Genomic DNA, 21,650 nt, shown 5'->3' with positions numbered 1-21,650 from the left:
ATGAAGGGCTTCGACCTCATGGCGATCCTGCTGAACCCCGAGTTCAGCCGCATGCTCGTCCACGGGGTGAAGATGACCTTCATCATCTTCGCAGGCTCCTGGCTGCTCGCCATGAGCCTCGGTATCACCCTCCTTGCAATTCGAATGCTGCCGGGCCGGATCGCCGACGCCCTGGTCGAGGCCTACGTTGCCTATCACCGCAACGTGCCGACACTGGTGCAGCTGATGCTCTGGTATTTCGGTGTCTCCAGCCTGCTGCCCGAGCGGCTCCAGGTCTGGCTGTCCGATCAGAACGGCGAGGCAATCTTCGCGGTGATCGCGCTCGGACTGTGTCAGGCCGCATATTTCAGCGAAGACCATCGGTCGGGCTTGCGCGCCGTGCCCAAGGGCCAGTGGGAGGCCGCTCGCGCGCTGGGTCACAGCTATCTCGGCGCGATGACTTACATCCTGCTGCCGCAGGCGGTCCGAAATGCGATGCCGGCGCTGGTGAACCACACGGTGTCGCTGTTCAAGAACAGCAGTCTTGCCATGGCGATCGGCGTCACCGAGCTCACGCATGCGGTGAAGGAGGTCGAAAACCAGAGCTTCCGCGCTTTCGAGACCTACCTGATCGCGACCGTCTTCTACCTCGTGTGCTCGCTGCTCCTGATGTGGCTTGGCTATTATTTCGAGCGGCGCAGCCGCATGGCGGGAGCGCTCTGACATGACGCTCCTGTTCAACATGATAGGCATCGTCAGCGACAACTGGCTGCTGCTGCTGGTCGGCCAGTTTCCGAACGGCCCGCTCGGCGGGATCGCCGCGACCCTGATCCTGTCGATTCTTGGAATTGCGCTGGCATTCCCGCTCAGCGTGGCGATGGCGCTCGCGCGTCTATCGCCTTGGCCCGTGCTGCGCTGGCCGGCGACGGCGCTGGTCTATGTCGTGCGCGGCGTTCCGCTGCTGCTGATCATCCTCTGGGTCTATTTCCTGCTGCCGCTCCTGATCGGCGAGAGCGTTCCCGGCTTCGTGACCATGCTCGCCACCTTGGTCATCTACGAGGGGGCCTTTCTCAGTGAGATCGTGCGAGCCGGAATCACGGCATTGCCGCGAGGGCAGATGGACGCGGCGCGGGCGCTCGGCCACAGCCACCTCGGCGCGATGCGCTACGTGATCCTGCCGCAGGCGCTGTTCAACATGATCCCGAGCATCATCAGCCAGTTCGTCTCCACCATCAAAGAGACGACGTTGGGCTACATCATCAACGTGCCAGAGCTGACCTTCGCGGCGGGACAGATCAACAACCGGCTTCTGACCAAGCCGTTCGAAGTCTACTTCATACTCGCCATCATCTATTTCGTCGTCTGCTGGACTCTCACTAAGCTGGCCAGCACGCTCGAACGTCGGATTGCCGTTCGGCGCGCCAGGTCGATGGATGGTGCTGCAGCGCCGGCTTTGGCAGCCGCATCGAGGACATGATCATGTCAAACCAGGCCTCGAACAGTACGGCAACTCCGATGATTGAATTCATTGGCATCAACAAGTTCTACGGTTCGCTGCCCGCCCTCGTCGACATCAACGCGGAGGTGAAAAAGGGCGAGGTGGTCGTGGTATGTGGCCCCTCGGGCTCTGGCAAGTCGACGCTCATCCGCACCGTCAACCGGCTTGAGGAGATCCAATCCGGAGTGCTGCGCTTCGACGGACAGAATGTTCATGCGAAGATTAGCAGCTTGGCAATGAACCACCTGCGCAGCCGTATCGGCTTCGTTTTCCAGAGTTTCAATCTGTTTCCACACCTCAGCGTGCTGGACAATGTGATGCTGTCGCCTGTGAAGGTGAACGGCATCAAACGGAGCAAGGCAAGGGAGATCGCGCTTCAGTTGCTCGACCGGGTAGGCCTTTCCAGCAAGGCGCAGAACTATCCGGCGCAGCTGTCCGGCGGCCAGCAGCAGCGTGTCGCGATCGCGCGAGCGCTGGCCATGGAGCCGCCGGCGATGCTGTTCGATGAGCCGACCAGCGCGCTCGACCCGGAGATGGTCGGCGAAGTTCTGGCGGTGATGCGGGGACTTGCTCGCGATGGCATGACCATGATGTGCGTCACCCATGAGATGAATTTCGCACGCGATGTCGCTGATCGTGTCTGGTTCATGGATGCCGGGCGCCTGCTGGAATCGGCGTCGCCGAGCGCGTTCTTCGGCTCGCCGCAGCATCCGCGTGCGCAGCGCTTTTTGTCGGATCTGCGGGCACGATGACAACGCCTGCCATCATTGCAAAACAGGGAGTTCGAAATGTCGATCGGGATCGGGACTAAGACTGGAAAATGCGTGCTCCGCGCCGCCATCGTTGCCACGGGCCTGAGTTGCTTTGCCAGCGTGGCCATGGCTGATCAGCTGGCCGATATCATGCAGCGCAAAGAGCTGCGCTGCGGCACCTTCGCCGACGTACCCCCGTTTGCCGCGCCCGATCCGAAAACGCGGGAGATGGTTGGCTTTGATGTCGACCTCTGCAGAGCCATTGCCAAGCGCTGGGGCGTCGAGGCGAAGATCAGCCCGCTCTCGGTCGAGGCGCGGGTGCCCGAGGTCAAGCTCGGCCGCGTCGACATCACAGTCGCCAATCTCGCCTATACGCTGGGCCGCGCCGAGCAGATCCAGTTCTCCGACCCCTATTATCTCGCCAAGGAGATGTTGGCGGTGAAGGCTTCGGATCCAGGAACCAAGAAGGCCGACTTCAAAGGTAAACGTCTGGCTTCGACCAAGGGCTCGACCTCCGAGCTCGCGATCAAGCTGAATGAGTCGGATCCCCTCACTTTCGTCGACACCGGCTCGGCTTTCATGGCCGTCCAGCAGAACAAGGCGGTCGGAATGGTGGCCAATACCATGACCATCACCAAGCTCGTCAACGAATCGAAGTCCGCTGGCCAACCGCTGAAGATGATCGATGAGCCCATGGTCTTGCAACCGATCGGCATCGGCATGAAGAAGGACGAGCCGGCGCTGCTCGCCAAGATCAACGAGACACTGCTCGCACTCGACCAGGCAGGTGAGATCAACCAGCTCTGGGACAAGTGGCTCGGCCCGAACACCGAGTTCAAGATGACCCGCACCGACAAAGTCGTGCCGCTCGGCCAACTTAAGTTCACGCCGTTGCCGTAACCGGTGCACCGGGGCACACCTCCAAGAACCGGCCCGGACAGACTTGGTGGTTGAAACGGCGTCGGCTCCTGGACGCGGTGGGTCAATGCCTGGTCGACGTGCAATAAAACATTGGAAGAAGTCGAGAAAAAAGCGCGATGGGTTGAATCGTCATGGCGCTTTAGCTCTTTGTTTGAGCATGAGTTTTGGGAAAACCGCTTCACACTTTTCCGGATCTTGCTTTAGCGCCCGCCGAGTTCAGGTAGGTACGGCAAATAATTCGACCCTTCAGAGCCAAGAAAATCGAACATAGCCTGCGCCGGCGGCAGCAGGACCTTGTCACTGCGGCGGATCACGTACCATTGCCGCACGATTGGTAGGCCCGCGACGTCGAGCACGACGAGGCGGCCCTCGCCGAGCTCGTGCGCGACGGTGTGCGCCGAGATGAAGGCGATGCCGAGCCCGGCGATAACAGCCTGCTTGATGGTCTCGTTGCTGCTCATCTCCATGCCGATGATTGGCTCGAGATCCGATTTCTGGAACATGCCCTCCATTAGTGTTCGCGTGCCCGAGCCCGGCTCGCGAGTGAGAAAGGTCTCGTGCACAAGGTCGGTCAGACTGAGTCCTCGGTCCTTTTCCAGCCAATGTCCCCTGCGGGCGACGATGATGTGCGGATTGCGGCCGAGCTGGCGCACGTCGACGTGGACGTCGGCGGGTGGCCGGCCCATCACCGCGAAGTCGAGATCATAACCGTGCATGGCTGCGCGGATCTCATCGCGATTGCCAATCGTCAGCTTGATCTCGATCTTGGGGTAGCGCTTGGAGAACGCCGCGATCGCATGCGGCACGAAATATTTAGCGGTCGAGACCGCACCGAGATGCACCGCGCCGCCGCTCCGTCCGGCGAGCAGGTCGAGCGCGCCCTGGCAGTCCGCGATCGCGGCCTCGACCCGCTCGGCCAGCGCCAACACTTCCTTGCCCGCCGCGGTCAGCTGCATGCCGTCGCCGGTCCGCTGCACCAAGGGCAGGCCGGCGAGGTCCTGAAGTTGCCGCAGCTGCTGGGTCACGGCCGGCTGGGTCAGCCCAAGATGGCCGGAGGCCGCCGTCACGCTGCCCTTGGCCGACAGCGCCGCGAGCGAGCGCAGCTGCCTGATCGTCAGATGCCGGAGCTGTGCAGCCGCCTGTCCGGGTCAATTATAAGAAAATTCTTTGGTGCTCATTACGAATAGAAATTTTCCTTATTAATCTGTCCCTGTCAATCTCCTGGTGCTGGGACTGACCGCGACCGACCTTCAGAGGGGAGGGCATGGCTGCGGCGCCGGCCAAGGGGATGGACGCAGATGACTGGGCAACTCAGGCTGGACGATCACCTTCAACGGTATTCCGAGACCGCGCCGCATGCGCTGGCCGTGGCGGCCGCAGTCGATGCCATCGCGGCGGCGGCCATCGAAATCGCCGACCTCATCGCGTCAGGTGATCTCGCTGACGCCTCTGGCCTGACCACGGAGCGCAACAGCGACGGCGACATCCAGCGCGACCTCGATGTCCAGGCCGATGCGATCCTGCGCCGCTGCCTCAGCAAGCTGCCGATCGCGGCGCTGGCGTCGGAGGAGATGCGCGAACCCCAGATCGGCGACCGCGAGGGCCGCGTCTGCATCGCGATCGATCCGCTCGACGGATCCTCCAACATCGACATCAACATGACGGTGGGGACGATCTTCTCGATCCTGCCGGCACCCGACGACCTCTCGCTCGCCTTTCACCAGCGCGGATCAGTGCAGCTTGCGGCGGGCTTCGTCACCTACGGGCCGCAGACCTCGCTGGTGTTGACGCTCGGCGAAGGCGTCGACATCTTCACGCTCGATCACAAGGCCGGCTGCTTCCGTCTCGCCCGCAGCGGCGTGCAGATCTCCGAGGCCTGCGAGGAGTTCGCGATCAACGCCTCGAACCGTCGGCACTGGGATCCGCCGGTGCGCGCCTTCATCGACGAATGCCTCGCAGGCGTCGAAGGCCCCGCCAACCATGATTTCAACATGCGGTGGGTCGGCTCGCTGGTTGCCGAGGCCTACCGAATCCTCACCCGCGGCGGCGTCTTCCTCTACCCTTCGGACGCGCGCCCCGGCTACGGCGAGGGCCGCCTGCGCCTGACTTACGAGGCGCATCCGATGGCCATGATCATCGAGCAGGCCGGCGGCTCCGCCTCCACGGGACGCGAGCGCATCCTCGACCTCTCCGCGCAGAGCCTGCATCAGCGCGTGCCCCTGATCATGGGCTCGAGCAACGAGGTGCGGCGCGTCGAGGAGCTTCATTGCGATCCAGTGCTGGTCGCCAGCGTCTCTGCGCCGCTGTTCGCGCGGCGCGGATTCTTCCGGCTCTGAGCGAGGTGTCCCATGTCCAGGAAGCATCCGATCATCTCCATCACCGGCTCCTCCGGCGCCGGCACCACCTCGGTCAAGAAGACTTTCGAGCAGATTTTTTTCCGCGAGAAGGTCAATGCCGCCTACATCGAAGGCGACGCCTTCCACCGCTACGACCGCGCCGAGATGCGCGCGCAGATGGCGAAAGAGGCCGAGCGCGGCAACAAGCATTTCAGCCATTTCAGTCCCGAGACCAACCTGTTCGAGGAGCTGGAGCGCGCGTTCCGCGACTACGGCGAGACCGGTACGGCGGTGACGCGGCACTATGTCCACGACGCCGAGGAATCCGCGCTGCATGGCACGGCGCCCGGTACTTTCACCGACTGGAAGCAGCTGCCGGAGAACTCCGACCTGTTGTTCTACGAGGGCCTGCACGGCGCCGTCGTCACCGACAAGGTCAATGTCGCGCGCTATGCCGATCTCAAGATCGGCGTCGTGCCCGTCATCAACCTCGAATGGATTCAGAAGCTGCACCGCGACCGCAGCGCGCGCGGTTATTCGACCGAGGCGGTCACCGACACCATCCTGCGGCGGATGCCCGACTATATCCACTACATCTGCCCGCAATTCACCGAGACCGACATCAACTTCCAGCGTGTGCCGACGGTCGACACGTCCAATCCGTTCATCGCGCGCTGGATCCCGACGCCGGACGAATCGATGGTCGTGATCCGCTTCAAGAATCCACGCGGCATCGACTTCCCCTATCTGCTCTCGATGCTGCCGCAGAGCTGGATGTCGCGCGCCAATTCGATCGTCTGTCCCGGCGCGAAGCTCGATCTCGCCATGCAGCTGATTCTGACGCCGCTGATCATGCAGTTGATCGAGCGCAAGCGCAGCCTGAAGTGAACGAGGAGAGACACCGATGAATATCTCCGTCCACGCCGAAGCCGACATCACGGCAGTCGCGCATAACGATCTCGCCAACGCCGTCCGCTTCCTCGCGGTCGATGCCATCGAGACCGCGCAGTCGGGCCATCCAGGTCTGCCCATGGGTATGGCCGATGTCGCGACCGTGCTGTTCTCGCGCTTCCTGAAATTCGACTCGGCGCATCCCAATTGGCCGGACCGCGACCGCTTCGTTCTGTCGGCGGGCCACGGCTCGATGCTGCTCTATGCGCTGCTGCACCTGACCGGCGGCGACCTCAGTCTCGATGACATCAAGGCGTTCCGGCAGTGGGGCTCGAAGACGCCGGGCCATCCCGAATACGGCCACACGCCGGGAGTCGAGACCACGACGGGTCCGCTGGGGCAGGGGATTGCGACCGCGGTCGGCATGGCGCTTGCCGAGCGCATGGCCAATGCGCGGCATGGCGACGGCCTCGTCGATCACTTCACCTACGTGATCGCGGGCGACGGTTGCCTGATGGAAGGTCTCAGCCAGGAGGCGATCTCGCTCGCGGGTCATCTCGGGCTCGGCCGTTTGATCGTGCTGTTCGACGACAACGGCATCTCCATCGACGGTCCGACGTCGCTCGCGACATCGGATGATCATCTCGCGCGCTTCGCGGCCTCCGGCTGGTCGGTGCGCCGTGTCGACGGACACGATCCAGAAGCCGTGGCCCAGGCGATCGCGGAGGAGCGGGAGACCGCCAAGCCGTCGCTGATCGCGTGCCGCACCATCATTGGTTATGGGGCGCCTGATCGGCAGGGCACCGAGAAGGCGCATGGTGCGCCACTCGGCACCGAGCAGACCGCGGCGGCGCGCCGCGCGCTCGGTTGGGATTATCAGCCTTTCGTGGTGCCGATCCCGGTGCTCAAGGCGTGGCGGATGATCGGACAGCGCGGGCAGGTCGAGCGACTCGCCTGGCTCGATCGTTATGAGCGCGCAACGCCCGAGCAGCGCGATTTGTTCGTGGAAGGTAGGGCGGTTGCCCTGCCTGCTGCCTATGTGCTCGCCGCGGCGAAGTTGCGCGAGCGCTTCGCATCCGAACGGCCGAAGCTGGCGACGCGGCAGGCTTCGCAGCAGGTGCTTGACGGCATCGCCAGCACCATTCCCGGACTGGTCGGCGGCTCGGCGGATCTGACGCATTCGAACCTGACGCAGGCGAAGGCGCAGACCCCCGTTAAAGCCGGTGCGTTCGCCGGTGGCTACATCCACTACGGTATCCGCGAGCACGGGATGGCTGCAGCAATGAACGGCCTCGCGCTGCATGGCGGCTTCATTCCCTATGGCGGCACGTTCCTCGCCTTCTCCGACTACAGCCGTCCCGCGATCCGGCTCGCAGCGTTGATGCGGCTGCGGGTTATCCACGTGATGACGCACGACTCCATCGGGCTCGGTGAGGACGGCCCGACGCATCAGCCGGTCGAACACCTTGCCGCGCTGCGGGTGATCCCGAACTTGCTGGTGTTCCGTCCCGCCGACGCGGTCGAGACGCTGGAGGCTTGGGACTGCGCACTCGGCTCCGAGCATCGCCCGTCCGTGCTGTGCCTGTCGCGTCAGGCGCTGCCAACTTTCCGCAGCGATGCCCGCGGCAAGAACCGCGTCGCACGCGGCGCCTATCTCGTCGTCTCGCCCGACGGCGGCCGTGACGTGACGCTGATCGCGACCGGCTCGGAAGTCTCGATTGCGCTGGAAGCAGCCCGCCTGCTCGCGACCGAGCACATCCGCGCGGCCGTGGTGTCCGCGCCCTGCTTCGCCTTGTTCGAGGAGCAGCCGGACGATTACCGCGCCACCGTGCTCGGCACGGCGCCGCGCGTCGGCGTCGAGGCAGCGGTTGTCGGCGACTGGCATCGCTGGATCGGTGCCGACGGTGAGTTCGTCGGCATGCGCAGCTTCGGTGCCTCGGCGCCGGCGCCCGTGCTGTACCGCGAATTCGGCATCACACCGCAGAGCATCGCAGAAGCGGCCAGGCGCTCGGTCGCACGTCGGAACCAGGGAAGAACAGCATGAGCTTGCGTGTCGCCATCAACGGATTTGGCCGGATCGGTCGCAACGTGCTGCGTGCGATCGCCGAGTCCCGCCGCAACGACATCGAGGTGGTCGCGATCAACGACCTCGGTCCGGTCGAGACCAATGCGCATCTGCTGCGCTTCGACTCGGTCCACGGCCGCTTTCCCGGCGAAGTCAAGGTCGACGGCGATACGATCGACGTCGGCGGCGGCCCGATCAAGGTGACCGCGATCAAGGACCCGGCGCAGCTGCCGCATCGTGCGCTCGGTGTCGATATCGCCCTGGAATGCACCGGTCTGTTCACCTCGCGTGAGAAAGCCGCCGCACATATCCAGGCCGGTGCCAAGCGCGTGCTGGTCTCGGCGCCGGCAAGCGAGGTCGATCTCACCGTCGTGTTCGGCGTCAATCATCTCGCCCTGACCGGCGATCACATCGTGGTCTCCAACGCCTCGTGCTCGACCAACTGCCTCGCGCCGCTCGCTCAGGTGCTGGACGACGCCGTCGGGATCGAGAAGGGGTTCATGACCACGATCCACTCCTACACCGGCGACCAGCCGACGCTCGATACGTTCCACAAGGACCTCTATCGCGCCCGCGCCGCGGCGCTGAAGGCGCTGCGGCTCGAGGACATGCGGCTGCCGGTCGCCTATGTGAAGACGTTCCAGGGGCCGGCCACCGGCATCGTGGTCGAGCGCGAGCGGCTCGACAAGTTCGGCCGGCCGCTGCTCGGCGCCACCATCAAGCCGAAGCTCGGCCTCTCGGGCCGCAATTACGGCCGCGTGGTCTATGAGGCGCTGAAGGGCGGGCTCGACTTCACCAAGGACGACGAGAACATCAACTCGCAGCCCTTCATGCACTGGCGCGACCGCTTCCTCTACTGCATGGAAGGCGTCAACCGCGCGCAGGCGGCGTCGGGCGAGGTGAAGGGCACCTATCTCAACATCACGGCCGCGACCATGGAGGACATGTACGAGCGTGCGGAGTTCGCCAAGGAGCTCGGCTCGGTCGTGGTCATGATCGACCTCGTGATCGGCTACACCGCGATCCAGTCGATGGCGAAATGGGCGCGCCGCAACGACATGATCCTGCATCTGCACCGCGCCGGTCACTCGACCTATACGCGCCAGAAGAGCCATGGCGTGTCGTTCCGCGTCATCGCCAAATGGATGCGGCTCGCCGGAGTCGATCACATCCACGCCGGCACGGTCGTCGGCAAGCTCGAGGGCGATCCCAACACCACGCGCGGCTATTACGACATCTGCCGCGACGACTTCAACCCGATGAAGCTCGAGCACGGCGTGTTCTTCGACCAGAGCTGGGCGAGCCTGAATAAGCTAATGCCAGTGGCTTCCGGCGGCATCCATGCCGGCCAGATGCACCAGCTGCTCGACCTGCTCGGCGAGGACGTCGTGCTGCAGTTCGGCGGCGGGACCATCGGCCACCCCATGGGTATCCAGGCCGGGGCGACCGCCAACCGGGTGGCGCTGGAAGCGATGATCCTCGCTCGCAACGAGGGACGTGACTACGTTCACGAAGGCCCAGAGATCCTGGCCAAGGCCGCAGCGACCTGCACGCCGCTGAAGGCCGCGCTGGAGACCTGGAAAGACGTCACTTTCAACTATCAATCCACCGACACGCCGGACTTCGTGCCGACGGCGCTCGCCGCTGTCTAAAGGAGAGCAAAGATGAAACTGACCCAAGGCTGTTTCTCCTTCCTGCCCGATCTCAGCGACGAGCAGATTACCAAGCAGGTGCAATATTGCCTGAGCAAGGGTTGGGCGGTGAACATCGAGTTCACCGACGACCCGCATCCCCGCAACACCTATTGGGAGATGTGGGGTCTGCCGATGTTCGATCTCGCGGACGCTGCCGGCGTGATGATGGAGCTCGCCGAATGCCGCAGGGTGTATGGCGACCGCTACATCCGCGTCTCGGGATTCGATTCCAGCCATGGCTGGGAGTCGGTGCGCATCTCGTTCCTCGTCAACCGGCCCGCGAAGGAGGCTGAGTTCGAGCTGGTGCGCCAGGAGATGGCCGTACGCTCGGTACGTTACACCACCGTACACCGGCAACCTCAGCCGGCTTCCTCTTAGTCGCTTTCCGCTCGGAGCGACTCTTTCTCCCCGCTCCGACTCCCTGGCGGACAACTGCTTCGCCGTCATTTGCGGCGGCGAAGCCTCTTTATTCGAGGTCCAAGATGCTGGATGTGCCGCACACGACGACCATTGAGGTCAATGAGGTGCCTACTGCGTTTGACCTGCGCAAGGAGGCCGAGGCGGCGGGGATCACGGAGACCTTGCACCAGCTCGAACAAGAGTTGATCGGCTTGAAGCCCGTCAAGCAGCGGGTGCGGCAGATCGCTTCGCTCCTGTTGATTGAGCGGATCCGGCAGCGGGCCGGGCTCGTCTCCTCGGCCCCGACGCTGCACATGTCCTTCACCGGCAATCCCGGCACCGGTAAGACTACCGTCGCCCTGCGCATGGCGAAGATCTTGCACGGCCTCGGCTTCGTGCGGCGCGGACAGGTGATCTCGGTGACGCGCGACGACCTTGTCGGTCAGTATATCGGTCACACTGCGCCGAAGACCAAGGAGATCCTGAAGAAGGCGATGGGCGGCGTACTGTTCATCGACGAGGCCTATTACCTGCACCGGCCCGACAACGAGCGCGACTATGGTCAGGAAGCCATCGAGATCTTGCTGCAAGTCATGGAAAACCAGCGCGAGGATCTCGTCGTCATTCTCGCGGGTTATGGCGAACGGATGACCAGTTTCTTTGCCTCCAATCCAGGCTTCCGATCACGCATCGCCCACCACATCGAGTTTCCCGACTATTCGGAGGCGGAGCTGCTCTACATTGCCGAGCTTATGCTGAGGGAGCGCGGCTACCGCTTCTCGGCCGCGGCACGCGAGTCGTTCGAAAGATACATTGTGCTGCGCCGGACTCAGCCGTTCTTCTCCAATGCGCGCTCGGTCCGCAACGCTGTCGATCGCATCCGGTTGCGCCAGGCCGATCGGCTGGTCTCCGATCTCGACCGGATGCTCGAGATCGCTGATCTCGAAACCATCGATCCCTCCGACGTATTGGCGAGCCGCGTGTTCAGCGGCGGAGCTGGCAGCGAGCAGGCGACCGGGAGCAAATGTCCATGACCAGGGATATCGTCATTGCTCCCTCGATCCTGGCGGCGAATTTCGCGCGTCTCGGCGAGGAGGTCGCGGCGATCGACGCAGCCGGCGCTGACTGGATCCATTGCGATGTCATGGACGGGCACTTCGTGCCGAACATCAGTTTCGGTGCGGACGTGATAAAGGCGGTGAGGCCGTTCACCACGAAGACGTTTGACGTTCACCTCATGATAGCGCCCGTCGACGCTTATCTTGAAGGCTTTGCCAAAGCCGGTGCCGACATCATCACGATTCATGCGGAAGCCGGTCCACATCTCGATAGTTCGCTGCAGGCTATTCGCGCGCTCGGCAAGAAAGCGGGCGTAAGCCTGTGTCCGTCGACGCCGGAGGGTACAATCGAATATGTGCTCGATAGGTTGGATCTGGTGCTTGTCATGACCGTCAATCCGGGCTTCGGTGGCCAGGCGTTTTTGGAGTGCCAGATCCCCAAGATCAGGCGCATTCGCGCCATGATCGGCGATCGCCCGATCCGCCTTCAGGTCGATGGTGGTATCACGTGCCACAATGCTGCCGCCGTCGTGGAGGCTGGGGCCGACACGTTGGTGGCGGGTTCAGCCCTGTTTGGCGGCAATATCGCTGCCGAGTACGCCACCAATATCGCGGGCCTACGAATGGCAACTAGGGTTGGCCGGTCCCCGAGTTAGACTTCGGCATGGGTCAACAAACACGCAGGACGCGGCGGCTAGGCGCTATGCCGGAGGGACGATGGGGCCGTCGCGGTGAATTCCTCTGCCGTGCGCTTTAGTGGGAACTGCTCGGCTCGACCTCATCGTGATGAACCGCTGAACCATCACAAAGGCGTCAAGTCGAGCGCAAAAGCCATTGCGACGAGTAGAGAGAGCAGAAGGCCTGCTCCACAAAATATACCAAGAATCTTGAGAGTATCGCCGTCCTCAGCTGGTTTTCTGACCGTGCTGGAAACGACTCTTGCGATTTGCGCGATCATCCTGCAACTCCAATTGGCAATGCCAGACTGAAAGCAATTTATACTGAGAACAGCGTCATCGGGCCAGCATTGCAAGCATGAGAGGCTACTCTGCCTAGACCAAATGTCTGGCGGAGGCTTTTTTCAGATCGTTTTCGTATGCCTGCAAAAGTGCTGTTGAAGCGTCCACTGGCGCTTCGCATTGCGTAGCCTCGTCGCGGCCAGCCGATCTTATTTTAGAAACCCCGATTTCTGGCTCTTACCCAACCTTACCCAAACTCTGTGTCAAAAGCCGCTTAGCCCGTTAGAATGGCGCATAGCCTTCGCCTACCACGGCCTCTGCTAGAGGAGAGGGCGCGTGGTTTGCGGGCCAAAGAGCCCATCGGAGGGAATCATGCCAAGGACGCTAGCCGTTGTTTGCGGTCATTCGGCTCAACTTATCAAAAAAGCTCTCATTAACTCCACCGTGTGCGCCGGGGCGGCACTGGCTGCCACCCAGGCCTACGCAGAAGACATCAACTGGCGGCAATTCGAAGGCACGTCCATCGTCTGGGCCTACGATATTCACCCCTATGCTGACGCTGTTGCGGCTCAACTGCCCGAGTTCGAGAAACTCACCGGCATCAAGGTGACGCCGGAGCTTTATCCGGATGATGCCTATTGGAATAAGCTAACGATCCAGCTCAGCACGAAATCGCCAAGCTGGGATGTCGTCGGCACGGGCATCCAGCCCGCCTGGGACCTTGCCCCGGGCCAACTGCTCGAACCGCTCGATCGCTATCTAAACGATTCAAAGCTCACCTCTGCAGCCTACGACTACAAGGACTTCTTCCCAGCCTTGCGCGAAGCGCTGACATGGAAGGTCAAGGAGGGCCAGATCGAGGCCGGCAGCGGGCAGGTCTGGGCGATCCCCCATGGCTTCGAGAACATCCAGTTGTTCTACCGCAAGGATGTGCTGGACAAGCACGGTATCAAAGTCCCGAGCACCCCGCCGGAGATGTCGGCCGCTTGTGAGAAACTCAAAGCTGCCGATCCCACCATCACGCCTCTCGGCGTTCGCGGCGTAAGGTTCTGGAGCAGCATCCACACGGCTGCGATCTCGATTGCGAGGTCCTATGGCGTGCACGATTTCGTCGTCAAAGACGGCAAACTCGACACGGGCCTGGATTCGCCAGAGTCGATCGCCTTCCACAAAGACTATGTCGACATGATCAAGAAATGCGCTGCTCCCTCCTTTGCCAATGACAATTGGTACCAGGTGGTCGAAGGGATCAATTCAGGGCGGACCGCCATGGCGATCGATTCCAACATGTTCGGTTTCTGGAACGACGTCGCCGGCAAGCCCGCCTCCGGCAAGATCGCCTTTGCACCACCGTTGCGCGCACCGAACGGCAAGAACTTCGAATCCAACATCTGGATCTGGTCTCTGGCCATGAACGCCGCCTCCCAGAAGAAGGGCGCGGCCTGGCTCTTCATCCAATGGGCGACCTCCAAGCAGGTCGAGCTGAACGGTGCCGTTGCGGGCAAGCTCGTCAACTCTCCGCGCGCATCGACCTGGAGCGACAAGGCCTGGCTCGAATACGCCGCAAAGCCTGAATTCAACAACTTCGTCGAGACGTTCAAGACTGTGCAGGACCAGGCGCAACTCGCCTTTACGGCCCGCGTCGGCTTCGCCGAGGCAATGAATGCCTGGGCGGTGGCGATGCAGAAGATGGTCAATGGAGCGGATGTGAAGGCAACGCTGACCGACCTTGCCTCCGAGATCCGTTCGTCGATGTGAAGTCCCAAAGGGGGTGGTAGGCTTGCATGCCGCCCCCTTGGATTTCGATGTCAGTTGAAATGTATTCTTCAGGATTAGACGCAATCGTGACGCTGCAGTCTTCAGTGAGCCAACTCGCTTCGGCGCAAGACGGCGCGGCCAAGAGTGCCAGCCCGCCGCGCCTTGACTGGTGGAGCATCGCCGCGATCGCGCCGGCGGTCTTGATCCTTCTTGGCTTTCTGTTCCTGTTCTTCTACGGCGTATTTCAGTCCCTGACGGATCTCAAGTTCGGCCGGCCACTGGTCCACTTTATTGGCCTTACCAATTACGCCGCGTTGATCAAGACAGACGACTTCTGGAATAGCGTCCGAGCAACACTTGTCTACGCTGGTTCAGCGGTCCTTGCGGAAGCCGTGCTCGGCGTTGCCCTCGCCAAGCTCTTTGCCACCGAAGTGTTCCTGGCACGCGTGATGCGGCCGGTCATTCTGTTGCCACTCGTGCTTCCGCCCATGAGCGTTGCCTTGATGTGGACGACGATGATGGATCCGCAGAGCGGCATCCTGAACTATCTGCTGTCGCTTGTAGGAATGGGCCGGTTTGCATGGATTTCTGATCCCGCGACAGCGATGATTTCCCTCGTCCTGATCGACATATGGACTTACACCCCCTTTTTCACGCTGATCATCTTCGCCGGCCTCCAGGGCATCAATGAGGAGATCAGGGAGGCCGCGCGCGTCAATGGTGCAAAGGGCTGGGCAACCTTCCTCTACATCGAGCTGCCGTTGATCGCGCCCTACATCCTGATTGCTGCGGTCTTCCGTCTGATCGAATCTCTCAATCAATTCGACATCATTTTCGGAACGACGCAAGGCGGTCCCGGCAACAGCACCTCCGTTCTTTCCGTGCGCGCCTACATCACCGCATTCCAGAACCTCGCCTTCGGCCGGGGCGCGGCCCTCATGGTCGTCAATTGGATCATCGTCCTGGCCGGAGCGTTCCTCACGGTCAAGTTGTGGCGATACGTCCGACAACGCGTTAGCTGAAGAGACGCGACATGCGCCTAAATCGCTCAGGATCGACAAATATCGCTCTCAATCTGCTGGTTGGCATCTGCGCGCTCACTCTCGCTTTTCCGCTGATCTGGATCCTGCTGATGTCGTTGAAACAGCAGGGCGAGGTCATGGCCTGGCCGCCCAAGTTCATCTTCTCGCCGACGCTTGAGAATTTCCGGGTGCTGTTCGACGCCGCGCAGGCCGGCGCGACAAGCTATGGCACCATCAAGGTTGATTTCCTCACGCCAGTGACAAATAGCGTCGCCATCGCGCTCGGATCTGTTTTCGTCTCAATGCTCCTTGGCGTGCCCGCCGGTTACGTTCTGGCAAGGCGAGACATCCCGATGAAGGAGGACATCGCCTTCTTCATTCTTGGCTTCAGGTTCGCCCCGGCCTTGCTCGTCGTCATCCCGCTCTTCAACGTGTTCCAGACCATCGGACTCTACGACACCTATCTCGGCATGATCTGGGTCTACCAGGTCGTCACGCTGCCTATGATCGTGTGGTTGAGCCGCTCCTACATCGAGGATATTCCAAAGGACATCGAGGAGGCTGCAGCGATGGACGGGGCCAAACCTGTCAGGGTCATTCTGCATATCGTGCTGCCGCTTCTCAAGCCCGGCCTGATCGGCGCCTCCTTGCTGATCTTTCTGCTGGCCTGGCACAACTTCGCGCTCGGCTTGATCCTGAGCTCCACCAAGGCGCCGGTGACCGTCGCGCTACTCAAGCTGCTCAATCCGGGGGTGCAGTTCTATCCCGTCATGGCTGCAGGACTGGTCGTTACCATGATCATTCCGGTGATCTTGATCGTGATGGGCCAGCGCCACCTCGAACGTGGTCTCACTTTCGGGGCAGTAAAATGAATCCCAGGCCCTTGATGTTCTTTGGAACGACCAATCTCGACCTCTGCTTCAATGTCGAGCGGCTGCCAACGCCGGGTGAAAGTTTGATGGGCAAATTGAACCGCAATCCTGGAGGGAAGGGCGCCAATCAAGCCGTAGCGGCCGCACGGCTTGGACTGAAGCCCCTATTCTACACCCGTCTTGGCGGGGACGAGGCTGGCCAGTCCCTCTTGCAGTCACTGCGCGAAGCCGGAGTCCGTGCTGAGGCCATCACCATTTGTGCCGGTGAGGTCTCCGGCTCGGCCCTCGTCCTGGTGGGAGACGACGGTTCGAACATGATCGTGATCGATCCGGGCGCCAATCTGAATGTGATGCCGGCCATGGTTGAGAGCGCGGCCGCATTCATCGCGCCAGGCGCGCTCGTTGTTGCCGAAATGGGCTTGCCCATCTCCGCCCTCAACCGGCTCTTTGAAATGAAAAGCGAGAAGGGCTTCGAACTCATTTTTAATCCGGCGCCGGTCAGACCCGGGCTTTCGCCGGCGGCATGGCGACAAGTCGATTACGTGACCCCCAACCAGACCGAGGCCTTCGAGCTGACCGGGGTAGAGGTGACCGATTTCGACAGCGCCGCAGTGGCGGCGTCCAAGCTTCTGCACCTCGGACCCAAAGCCGCACTGATCACGCTGGGAGCGCAGGGCGCCTTCTATGCCGACGCGGCGCACTCGTTTGCGCTGCGTGCCTTTCCCGTCAAAGTCGTCGATACCACGGCCGCCGGGGACGCCTTCAATGGCGCTTTTGCCGCTTCGCTCGCTCAAGGCCTGCCTCTGAGGGATTCGGTCAGACGAGCACTAGCCGTTGCTGCCCTGTGCGTAACGCGCCGCGGGGCGCAGGCCTCAATGCCGCTGGCAGCAGAGGTCGATGAATTCCTCAAATCACAAACGATCTTGGAGTTGGAATGACCGAACAGTTCTCAGTCTCAGACAGAACGGTGCTCGTGACAGGGGCAGGGGGCGGCATCGGATCTGCCATTGTGAATGCGTTTCGGGCAGGAGGGGCCAACGTCGTTGCCACCGACGCCAATCTCGAAAGCCTCAGGCAGACATTGGTAGGACTTCCCCATGGCAATGGCGTGTTGCCGATGGCCATGGACGTTTCGCGCGAAGAGGACGTGGCGCGCGTGCTCGAGGAGATCGGAAAACGATTCGGCCGGCTCGACGTGCTCGTCAACAATGCCGGCGTTAAATCTGCCCAGCCGCTCCTCAGCGGGGCGGCCGACAAGATCGAACGCACAATCCAGATCAACTCGGTCGCAATCCTCCGCTGCTCGAAGCTCGCGATCGAGCGCTTCATGACAACCAAGGGCGGCCGCATCGTCAATGTCGGTTCCTCCTTGTCTTCGCAAGGCGCCGTATTCAACTATCAGGCCGGAGGGGCGGACTATTGCCTCTCCAAGGCAATCGTTCACGACATCACAAAGCTCCTTGCTTATGAATGCGCGCCGCTCAAGATCAATGTGAATGCAATCGCACCGGGGATCATCGACACCCCCATGCATGGCCGTCCGCGTGAGGAGACGGAAGCCCGCCATAGCGGCCGAATCCCATTGGGACGGGTTGGATTGCCGAACGACATTGCCGGCCTTGCCGTGTTTCTCGCAAGCCCTGCGGCCTCCTACATGACCGGCCAGATCGTTCACGTGAACGGCGGGATGCTGATGAATGGCTAAGTCCGGCACTCAGCTTCAATGGCCCGAGATCGCCGGTGTCATTTCCGATCTGGATGGCGTGGTCTACCGGGGGAACGCCGCGATCGCGGACGCCATCGAAGCCTTCAAGAGCTGGCAGCGGGCAAAACTTCCCTTCTGCTTCGTCACTAACAATTCGACCCACACGCCGGAAGATGTTGTGCGCAAGGTCGGAGGTTTCGGGCTTTCGATCTCCCCGAGGCAGGTCGTGACGAGCGCCATCACGGCCGCGGCGCTCATTCGCGCCCAATACCCGAAACTGACACGGGCCTTTGTCATCGGCGCGCCATCCCTTGCCAAAGCGATCGAGGAGGCGGGCCTCGAAGTCACCGATGCGAAGCCTGAAGTCGTGGTGATGGGGCTCGACCGCCAGATTACGCATGACAAGCTGCGAATTGCTGCTGCGGCTATCCTGGGCGGCGCCGTGTTCATAGGCACAAACCCTGATCTTCTCTTGCCGACTGCGGACGGCTTCGAACCAGGGGCAGGGGCCATGATCACGGCAGTTGCAGCCGCAACTCAAGTCCAGCCTCTGATCGTCGGCAAACCCGAGACGCACATGATCGAAGCCGCGCTTTCGCGGCTTGGAACGCCACGTCAATCCACATTGATGATCGGCGACCAGATACAGACAGATATCCAGGCCGGCAAGCGCGCCGGCCTTCCTGCCGTGCTCGTCACGACAGGCGTCCCACCTCGCAAGGACGCCGCGCTGCTGCCAGCCGACTTTACCGTGTCCAGCCTTTCAGAAATCGCCGTGAAGGCTGGTGTAGACACCGTACGGCAGAGGAGAGCGTGATGGCCAATGTTCGCCTGGAAGGCCTCAACAAGGCCTATGGCACTATCCAGATCCTGCGCAATATCGACCTCACCATCGATCACGGCGAATTCGTCGTCTTCGTCGGGCCTTCAGGGTCGGGCAAGTCGACCCTGCTGCGCATGATCGGCGGTCTCGAGCCGATTAGCGGAGGACGGCTTTTCATCGACAATGAGCTCGTCAACGACGTGGACGCGGCCGACCGCAATCTAGGCATGGTGTTCCAGAGCTACGCCCTCTATCCGCACATGACCGTCCGGGAAAACCTGGCTTTCCCCTTGCGGATGGCCAAAGCGACGAAAGCGGAGATCGGGAAGCGTGTCGCTGAGGCCGCGTCCTTATTGCAGATCGACCATTTGCTCGATCGCAAGCCACGGCAGCTCTCCGGCGGCCAGCGCCAGCGCGTGGCGATCGGGCGGGCCATCGTCCGCGAGCCCAAGGTGTTTCTGTTTGACGAGCCGCTGTCCAACCTCGACACCGAGCTGCGGGTGCAGATGCGGGTCCAGATCGCCAAGCTCCACGAGCAGCTTGGAAACACCATGATCTACGTCACTCACGATCAGGTCGAGGCCATGACCATGGCTGACAAGATCGTCGTGCTCAAGGACGGCAATATCGAGCAGGTGGGGAGCCCCCACGAGCTCTATCACTACCCGGCGTCGCGCTTCGTCGCCGGCTTCATTGGCTCGCCTAAGATGAATTTTTTGGGCGGTCATATCGAGGCCGCGCACGAGACAGGGGTGGAGGTCAGGCTTGACGCGGGCTCGACCGTCTCGGTCCCCGTTCGGCCGGATCAATTGCTGGTCGGCAAGCCGATCACGCTCGGGATCCGTCCCGATGATTTCTCGCAGCCGGCAGAAGACAAAGAGATCGCTCTCGAGCTGGACGTCGATTTCGTCGAGCACCTTGGCAGCGTCACCTACATCTACGGCAACGCGGGCAAGGAAGCCGTGGTCGCCAAAGCGCCACGGCTCGAGCCAGCCAAACGATCTGGCAAGGTCCGCCTTGCGGCTTCACCAGCCGATTGCCACCTGTTCACGGCCAACGGCAAGGCCCTGCAGCGGTTGCACGCACCGGCAAATTGGAGCTAATTTTCGGGCCTGCCGCACAGGAGGGGCGGCCGGTATGCACAACCGGGTAGAGCAGGTCAAGAACGCAGGAATCAGGCAGTTCTTCCGCAATTCCCGTTCATTCGTGCTCGGGGCAGGCATCGGCTCGGGCATGACCGCAAGGGCGGCCGAACGGGCGGGTGCAGATTTTGTCCTTGCGCTCAACGCTGGCCGTTTTCGCGCCATGGGCGGCTCCTCGCCAGCCTCGATCCTGCCCATCCGCGATAGCAACGAATTCGTCGCCGGATTCGGCCGAACCGAGATCCTGCCCAGCACCAAACTGCCGGTCTTTTTCGGCGCATGCACCTTCGATCCGCGCCTCGATCTCGATCGCTTCCTCGACCGGATCATCCGATGGGGCTTTACAGGGGTTACCAATTTCCCCTCCGTCATCCACATCGACGATTTTAGAAGGTCCTTGCTCGAGAAATCTGGCCTCGGCTACGAGCGAGAAATCGAACTTCTAACAAAAGCCCGTCAACGCGGTTTGATGACGATTGCCTATACCCGCTCCCAGGCCGAAGCGCGGCGCATGGTCGAGGCAGGCATTGAGGCGATCTGCATCAACTTCAATCTCAATCGCAGCGTCGAAAGCGGATCTGATCCATCGATCAGCCAGTCCGAGCTCGCAGCGCGGACCAGCGCCGTGACACGGGTGGCGCACTCCACCGACAAGAACGTCATCTGTCTACTCGGCGGCGGACCCATTACAAAGCCGGACGAACTCCTCGATATCTGCCGCGAAACGGGCGTCCAGGGCTTCATAGGCGGCTCTTCGCTGGACCGGGTCCCGTTGGAGATGTCGGTCCTCGAGGTCACATCCGGGTTCAAGACGATTCATCTCTTGCGCGAGAAAGTCGATCTGCTCGAGCGTCAGCTCCAATTGAGCGGGTTCAGGCACGGCGTCATTGCCCAATCCTCAGTCATGAAGCGGGTGCTCGAGACCGCCAAACGCCTGGCTGCCAATCCTAATCCTGTGCTCGTGTGGGGCGAAACGGGCTCGGGAAAACGCAGGATAGCGAATCTCGTTCACAGCTTCAGCGACCGCAAACATACAAAGGCTGCGCTCTTCCAGTGCCGCGCGGGGCCGGCAGCGGGCAACATCGGTGCATTGTTCGGCGCGGAGCGCGACGAGACCAGGAAGCGCCAACTATCGATTCTTGAAGCTGCAAACGGCACTGCCGTCCTGCTGCTGCATCTGGATCAACTGCCGCGGGATGGCCAGGAGCGTCTTGCTGATTACCTCGAGACCGGCGGTTTTGCACCCCTGAACGGGGTATCGGTCGTGCGGTCCAACGCACGGATCATTGCAACAGCGACAATTGCTCGCAGCGCCAGCCTTCAAACCGTGCTCTGTCCTCGGCTTCTTGCCCTGTTTACCGGGCTTGACATTGCCCTGCCGGCCTTGCCGGACAGGCTCGAAGACCTTCCCCAACTGGTCCAGCATTTCACGGTGGAAGCGAAGGGAGATTCAAACGCGCCGACGTTGGGAATAGAGAATTCTGCCTTCCTGGCGCTTGCCGGGCATGATTGGCCGGGAAACCTGCGAGAGTTGCGCCAAATCGTCAACCAGCTGGTGACGCTGCAACTGTCACACATTACGGCTGACGTCCTAAGGCCTTTGCTGACCGCGTCATCGGCCGTGAAACGGACAAATGTGTTCTCCGAGCGCGAGTGGATCATCGAAGGGCTGAAACGAAACAAGCTCCACCGCGGAAAAACTGCCCAGTCCCTTGGACTCTCCAGGAAGACCCTCTACAACAAGATCAAGAAGCTGCGGATCCTGGAGTAGCTCTG

General features: G+C 61.8%; 20 protein-coding genes and 2 pseudogenes. 20 read left to right on the top strand and 2 right to left on the bottom strand.

The window, feature by feature from the left end:
* The 4 genes from ACWAT4_RS41690 to ACWAT4_RS41675 all read left to right on the top strand — a co-directional run bounded on the left by ACWAT4_RS41690 (window position 1) and on the right by ACWAT4_RS41675 (window position 3,129).
* Window positions 1-702, top strand: coding sequence for an amino acid ABC transporter permease (locus ACWAT4_RS41690; protein ID WP_128930133.1), 702 nt, complete (start codon window positions 1-3; stop codon window positions 700-702).
* A gap of 1 nt (window position 703) precedes the next feature.
* Window positions 704-1,456: an amino acid ABC transporter permease gene (locus tag ACWAT4_RS41685; RefSeq protein WP_128930134.1), complete on the top strand. Its 753-nt coding sequence runs from the start codon at window positions 704-706 to the stop codon at window positions 1,454-1,456.
* A 38-nt stretch (window positions 1,457-1,494) separates the two neighbouring features.
* Entirely contained in the window at window positions 1,495-2,229 is a 735-nt protein-coding gene (locus tag ACWAT4_RS41680; RefSeq protein ID WP_128930135.1) for an amino acid ABC transporter ATP-binding protein, read from the top strand.
* A gap of 126 nt (window positions 2,230-2,355) precedes the next feature.
* Window positions 2,356-3,129: an ABC transporter substrate-binding protein gene (locus tag ACWAT4_RS41675; RefSeq protein ID WP_232995647.1), complete on the top strand. Its 774-nt coding sequence runs from the start codon at window positions 2,356-2,358 to the stop codon at window positions 3,127-3,129.
* A 221-nt stretch (window positions 3,130-3,350) separates the two neighbouring features.
* On the opposite strand, the gene ACWAT4_RS41670 is transcribed toward ACWAT4_RS41675, so the two are convergent.
* Window positions 3,351-4,268, bottom strand: coding sequence for a LysR family transcriptional regulator (locus ACWAT4_RS41670; protein WP_232995648.1), 918 nt, complete (start codon window positions 4,266-4,268; stop codon window positions 3,351-3,353).
* Between the two features lie 180 nt (window positions 4,269-4,448).
* Here ACWAT4_RS41670 and ACWAT4_RS41665 point away from each other — a divergent pair, with 180 nt between their 5' ends.
* From ACWAT4_RS41665 to rpe, 8 genes and pseudogenes are all read left to right on the top strand, one after another.
* Window positions 4,449-5,486, top strand: coding sequence for a class 1 fructose-bisphosphatase (locus ACWAT4_RS41665; protein WP_128955157.1), 1,038 nt, complete (start codon window positions 4,449-4,451; stop codon window positions 5,484-5,486).
* A gap of 12 nt (window positions 5,487-5,498) precedes the next feature.
* Window positions 5,499-6,374: a phosphoribulokinase gene (locus tag ACWAT4_RS41660; RefSeq protein WP_100233973.1), complete on the top strand. Its 876-nt coding sequence runs from the start codon at window positions 5,499-5,501 to the stop codon at window positions 6,372-6,374.
* 16 nt (window positions 6,375-6,390) lie between these two features.
* The gene (gene tkt / locus ACWAT4_RS41655) at window positions 6,391-8,421 is read left to right on the top strand and encodes a transketolase (protein WP_128955158.1); all 2,031 of its coding nucleotides are present in this window, start codon (window positions 6,391-6,393) and stop codon (window positions 8,419-8,421) included.
* Window positions 8,418-9,017 (top strand): annotated as a pseudogene (locus ACWAT4_RS41650) (type I glyceraldehyde-3-phosphate dehydrogenase); the annotation flags it as partial. The gene tkt and the pseudogene ACWAT4_RS41650, both read left to right, overlap by 4 nt.
* A 9-nt stretch (window positions 9,018-9,026) precedes the next feature.
* Window positions 9,027-10,094, top strand: a pseudogene (locus tag ACWAT4_RS41645) (ribulose-bisphosphate carboxylase large subunit); the annotation flags it as partial.
* Window positions 10,095-10,106: 12 nt separating this feature from the next.
* Complete coding sequence (locus ACWAT4_RS41640; protein WP_128929478.1) at window positions 10,107-10,514, top strand: ribulose bisphosphate carboxylase small subunit; 408 nt, start codon at window positions 10,107-10,109, stop codon at window positions 10,512-10,514.
* A gap of 104 nt (window positions 10,515-10,618) precedes the next feature.
* A complete protein-coding gene (gene cbbX / locus ACWAT4_RS41635) occupies window positions 10,619-11,569 on the top strand; it encodes a CbbX protein (RefSeq protein WP_128955160.1) in 951 nt (316 codons plus the stop codon).
* Window positions 11,566-12,249 carry a ribulose-phosphate 3-epimerase gene (gene rpe / locus ACWAT4_RS41630; protein WP_128929480.1) on the top strand — a complete coding sequence of 228 codons (684 nt, stop codon included), beginning with the start codon at window positions 11,566-11,568 and terminating at the stop codon, window positions 12,247-12,249. The genes cbbX and rpe overlap by 4 nt, the downstream gene beginning before the upstream one ends.
* A gap of 146 nt (window positions 12,250-12,395) precedes the next feature.
* On the opposite strand, the gene ACWAT4_RS41625 is transcribed toward rpe, so the two are convergent.
* Window positions 12,396-12,551 carry a hypothetical protein gene (locus ACWAT4_RS41625; RefSeq protein ID WP_164933596.1) on the bottom strand — a complete coding sequence of 52 codons (156 nt, stop codon included), beginning with the start codon at window positions 12,549-12,551 and terminating at the stop codon, window positions 12,396-12,398.
* 373 nt (window positions 12,552-12,924) lie between these two features.
* Between ACWAT4_RS41625 and ACWAT4_RS41620 the strand changes: the two genes are divergently transcribed.
* The 8 genes from ACWAT4_RS41620 to ACWAT4_RS41585 all read left to right on the top strand — a co-directional run bounded on the left by ACWAT4_RS41620 (window position 12,925) and on the right by ACWAT4_RS41585 (window position 21,645).
* Window positions 12,925-14,310 (top strand): ABC transporter substrate-binding protein, encoded by a 1,386-nt coding sequence (locus tag ACWAT4_RS41620; RefSeq protein WP_128929481.1) that lies wholly within the window; start codon window positions 12,925-12,927, stop codon window positions 14,308-14,310.
* 104 nt (window positions 14,311-14,414) lie between these two features.
* Window positions 14,415-15,332 (top strand): carbohydrate ABC transporter permease, encoded by a 918-nt coding sequence (locus tag ACWAT4_RS41615; RefSeq protein ID WP_237864936.1) that lies wholly within the window; start codon window positions 14,415-14,417, stop codon window positions 15,330-15,332.
* Between the two features lie 11 nt (window positions 15,333-15,343).
* A complete protein-coding gene (locus ACWAT4_RS41610; RefSeq protein WP_128929482.1) occupies window positions 15,344-16,204 on the top strand; it encodes a carbohydrate ABC transporter permease in 861 nt (286 codons plus the stop codon).
* Window positions 16,201-17,142: a ribokinase gene (locus ACWAT4_RS41605; protein ID WP_128929483.1), complete on the top strand. Its 942-nt coding sequence runs from the start codon at window positions 16,201-16,203 to the stop codon at window positions 17,140-17,142. The genes ACWAT4_RS41610 and ACWAT4_RS41605 overlap by 4 nt, the downstream gene beginning before the upstream one ends.
* Complete coding sequence (locus ACWAT4_RS41600; protein WP_128929484.1) at window positions 17,139-17,909, top strand: SDR family NAD(P)-dependent oxidoreductase; 771 nt, start codon at window positions 17,139-17,141, stop codon at window positions 17,907-17,909. The genes ACWAT4_RS41605 and ACWAT4_RS41600 overlap by 4 nt, the downstream gene beginning before the upstream one ends.
* Entirely contained in the window at window positions 17,902-18,726 is an 825-nt protein-coding gene (locus tag ACWAT4_RS41595) for an HAD-IIA family hydrolase (protein ID WP_128955161.1), read from the top strand. The genes ACWAT4_RS41600 and ACWAT4_RS41595 overlap by 8 nt, the downstream gene beginning before the upstream one ends.
* On the top strand, window positions 18,726-19,835 hold the full coding sequence (locus ACWAT4_RS41590; RefSeq protein WP_128929486.1) for an ABC transporter ATP-binding protein: 1,110 nt from the start codon (window positions 18,726-18,728) through the stop codon (window positions 19,833-19,835). Before ACWAT4_RS41595 ends, ACWAT4_RS41590 begins: the two co-directional genes overlap by 1 nt.
* Window positions 19,836-19,869: 34 nt before the next feature.
* The gene (locus tag ACWAT4_RS41585) at window positions 19,870-21,645 is read left to right on the top strand and encodes a phosphoenolpyruvate hydrolase family protein (protein ID WP_128929487.1); all 1,776 of its coding nucleotides are present in this window, start codon (window positions 19,870-19,872) and stop codon (window positions 21,643-21,645) included.
* Window positions 21,646-21,650: the final 5 nt, after the last annotated feature.

The organism is Bradyrhizobium sp. T-1 (genome assembly GCF_053592855.1).
Note: the sequence above shows the minus strand (reverse complement) of the source record. Positions and strands in the feature narration are given on the sequence as shown.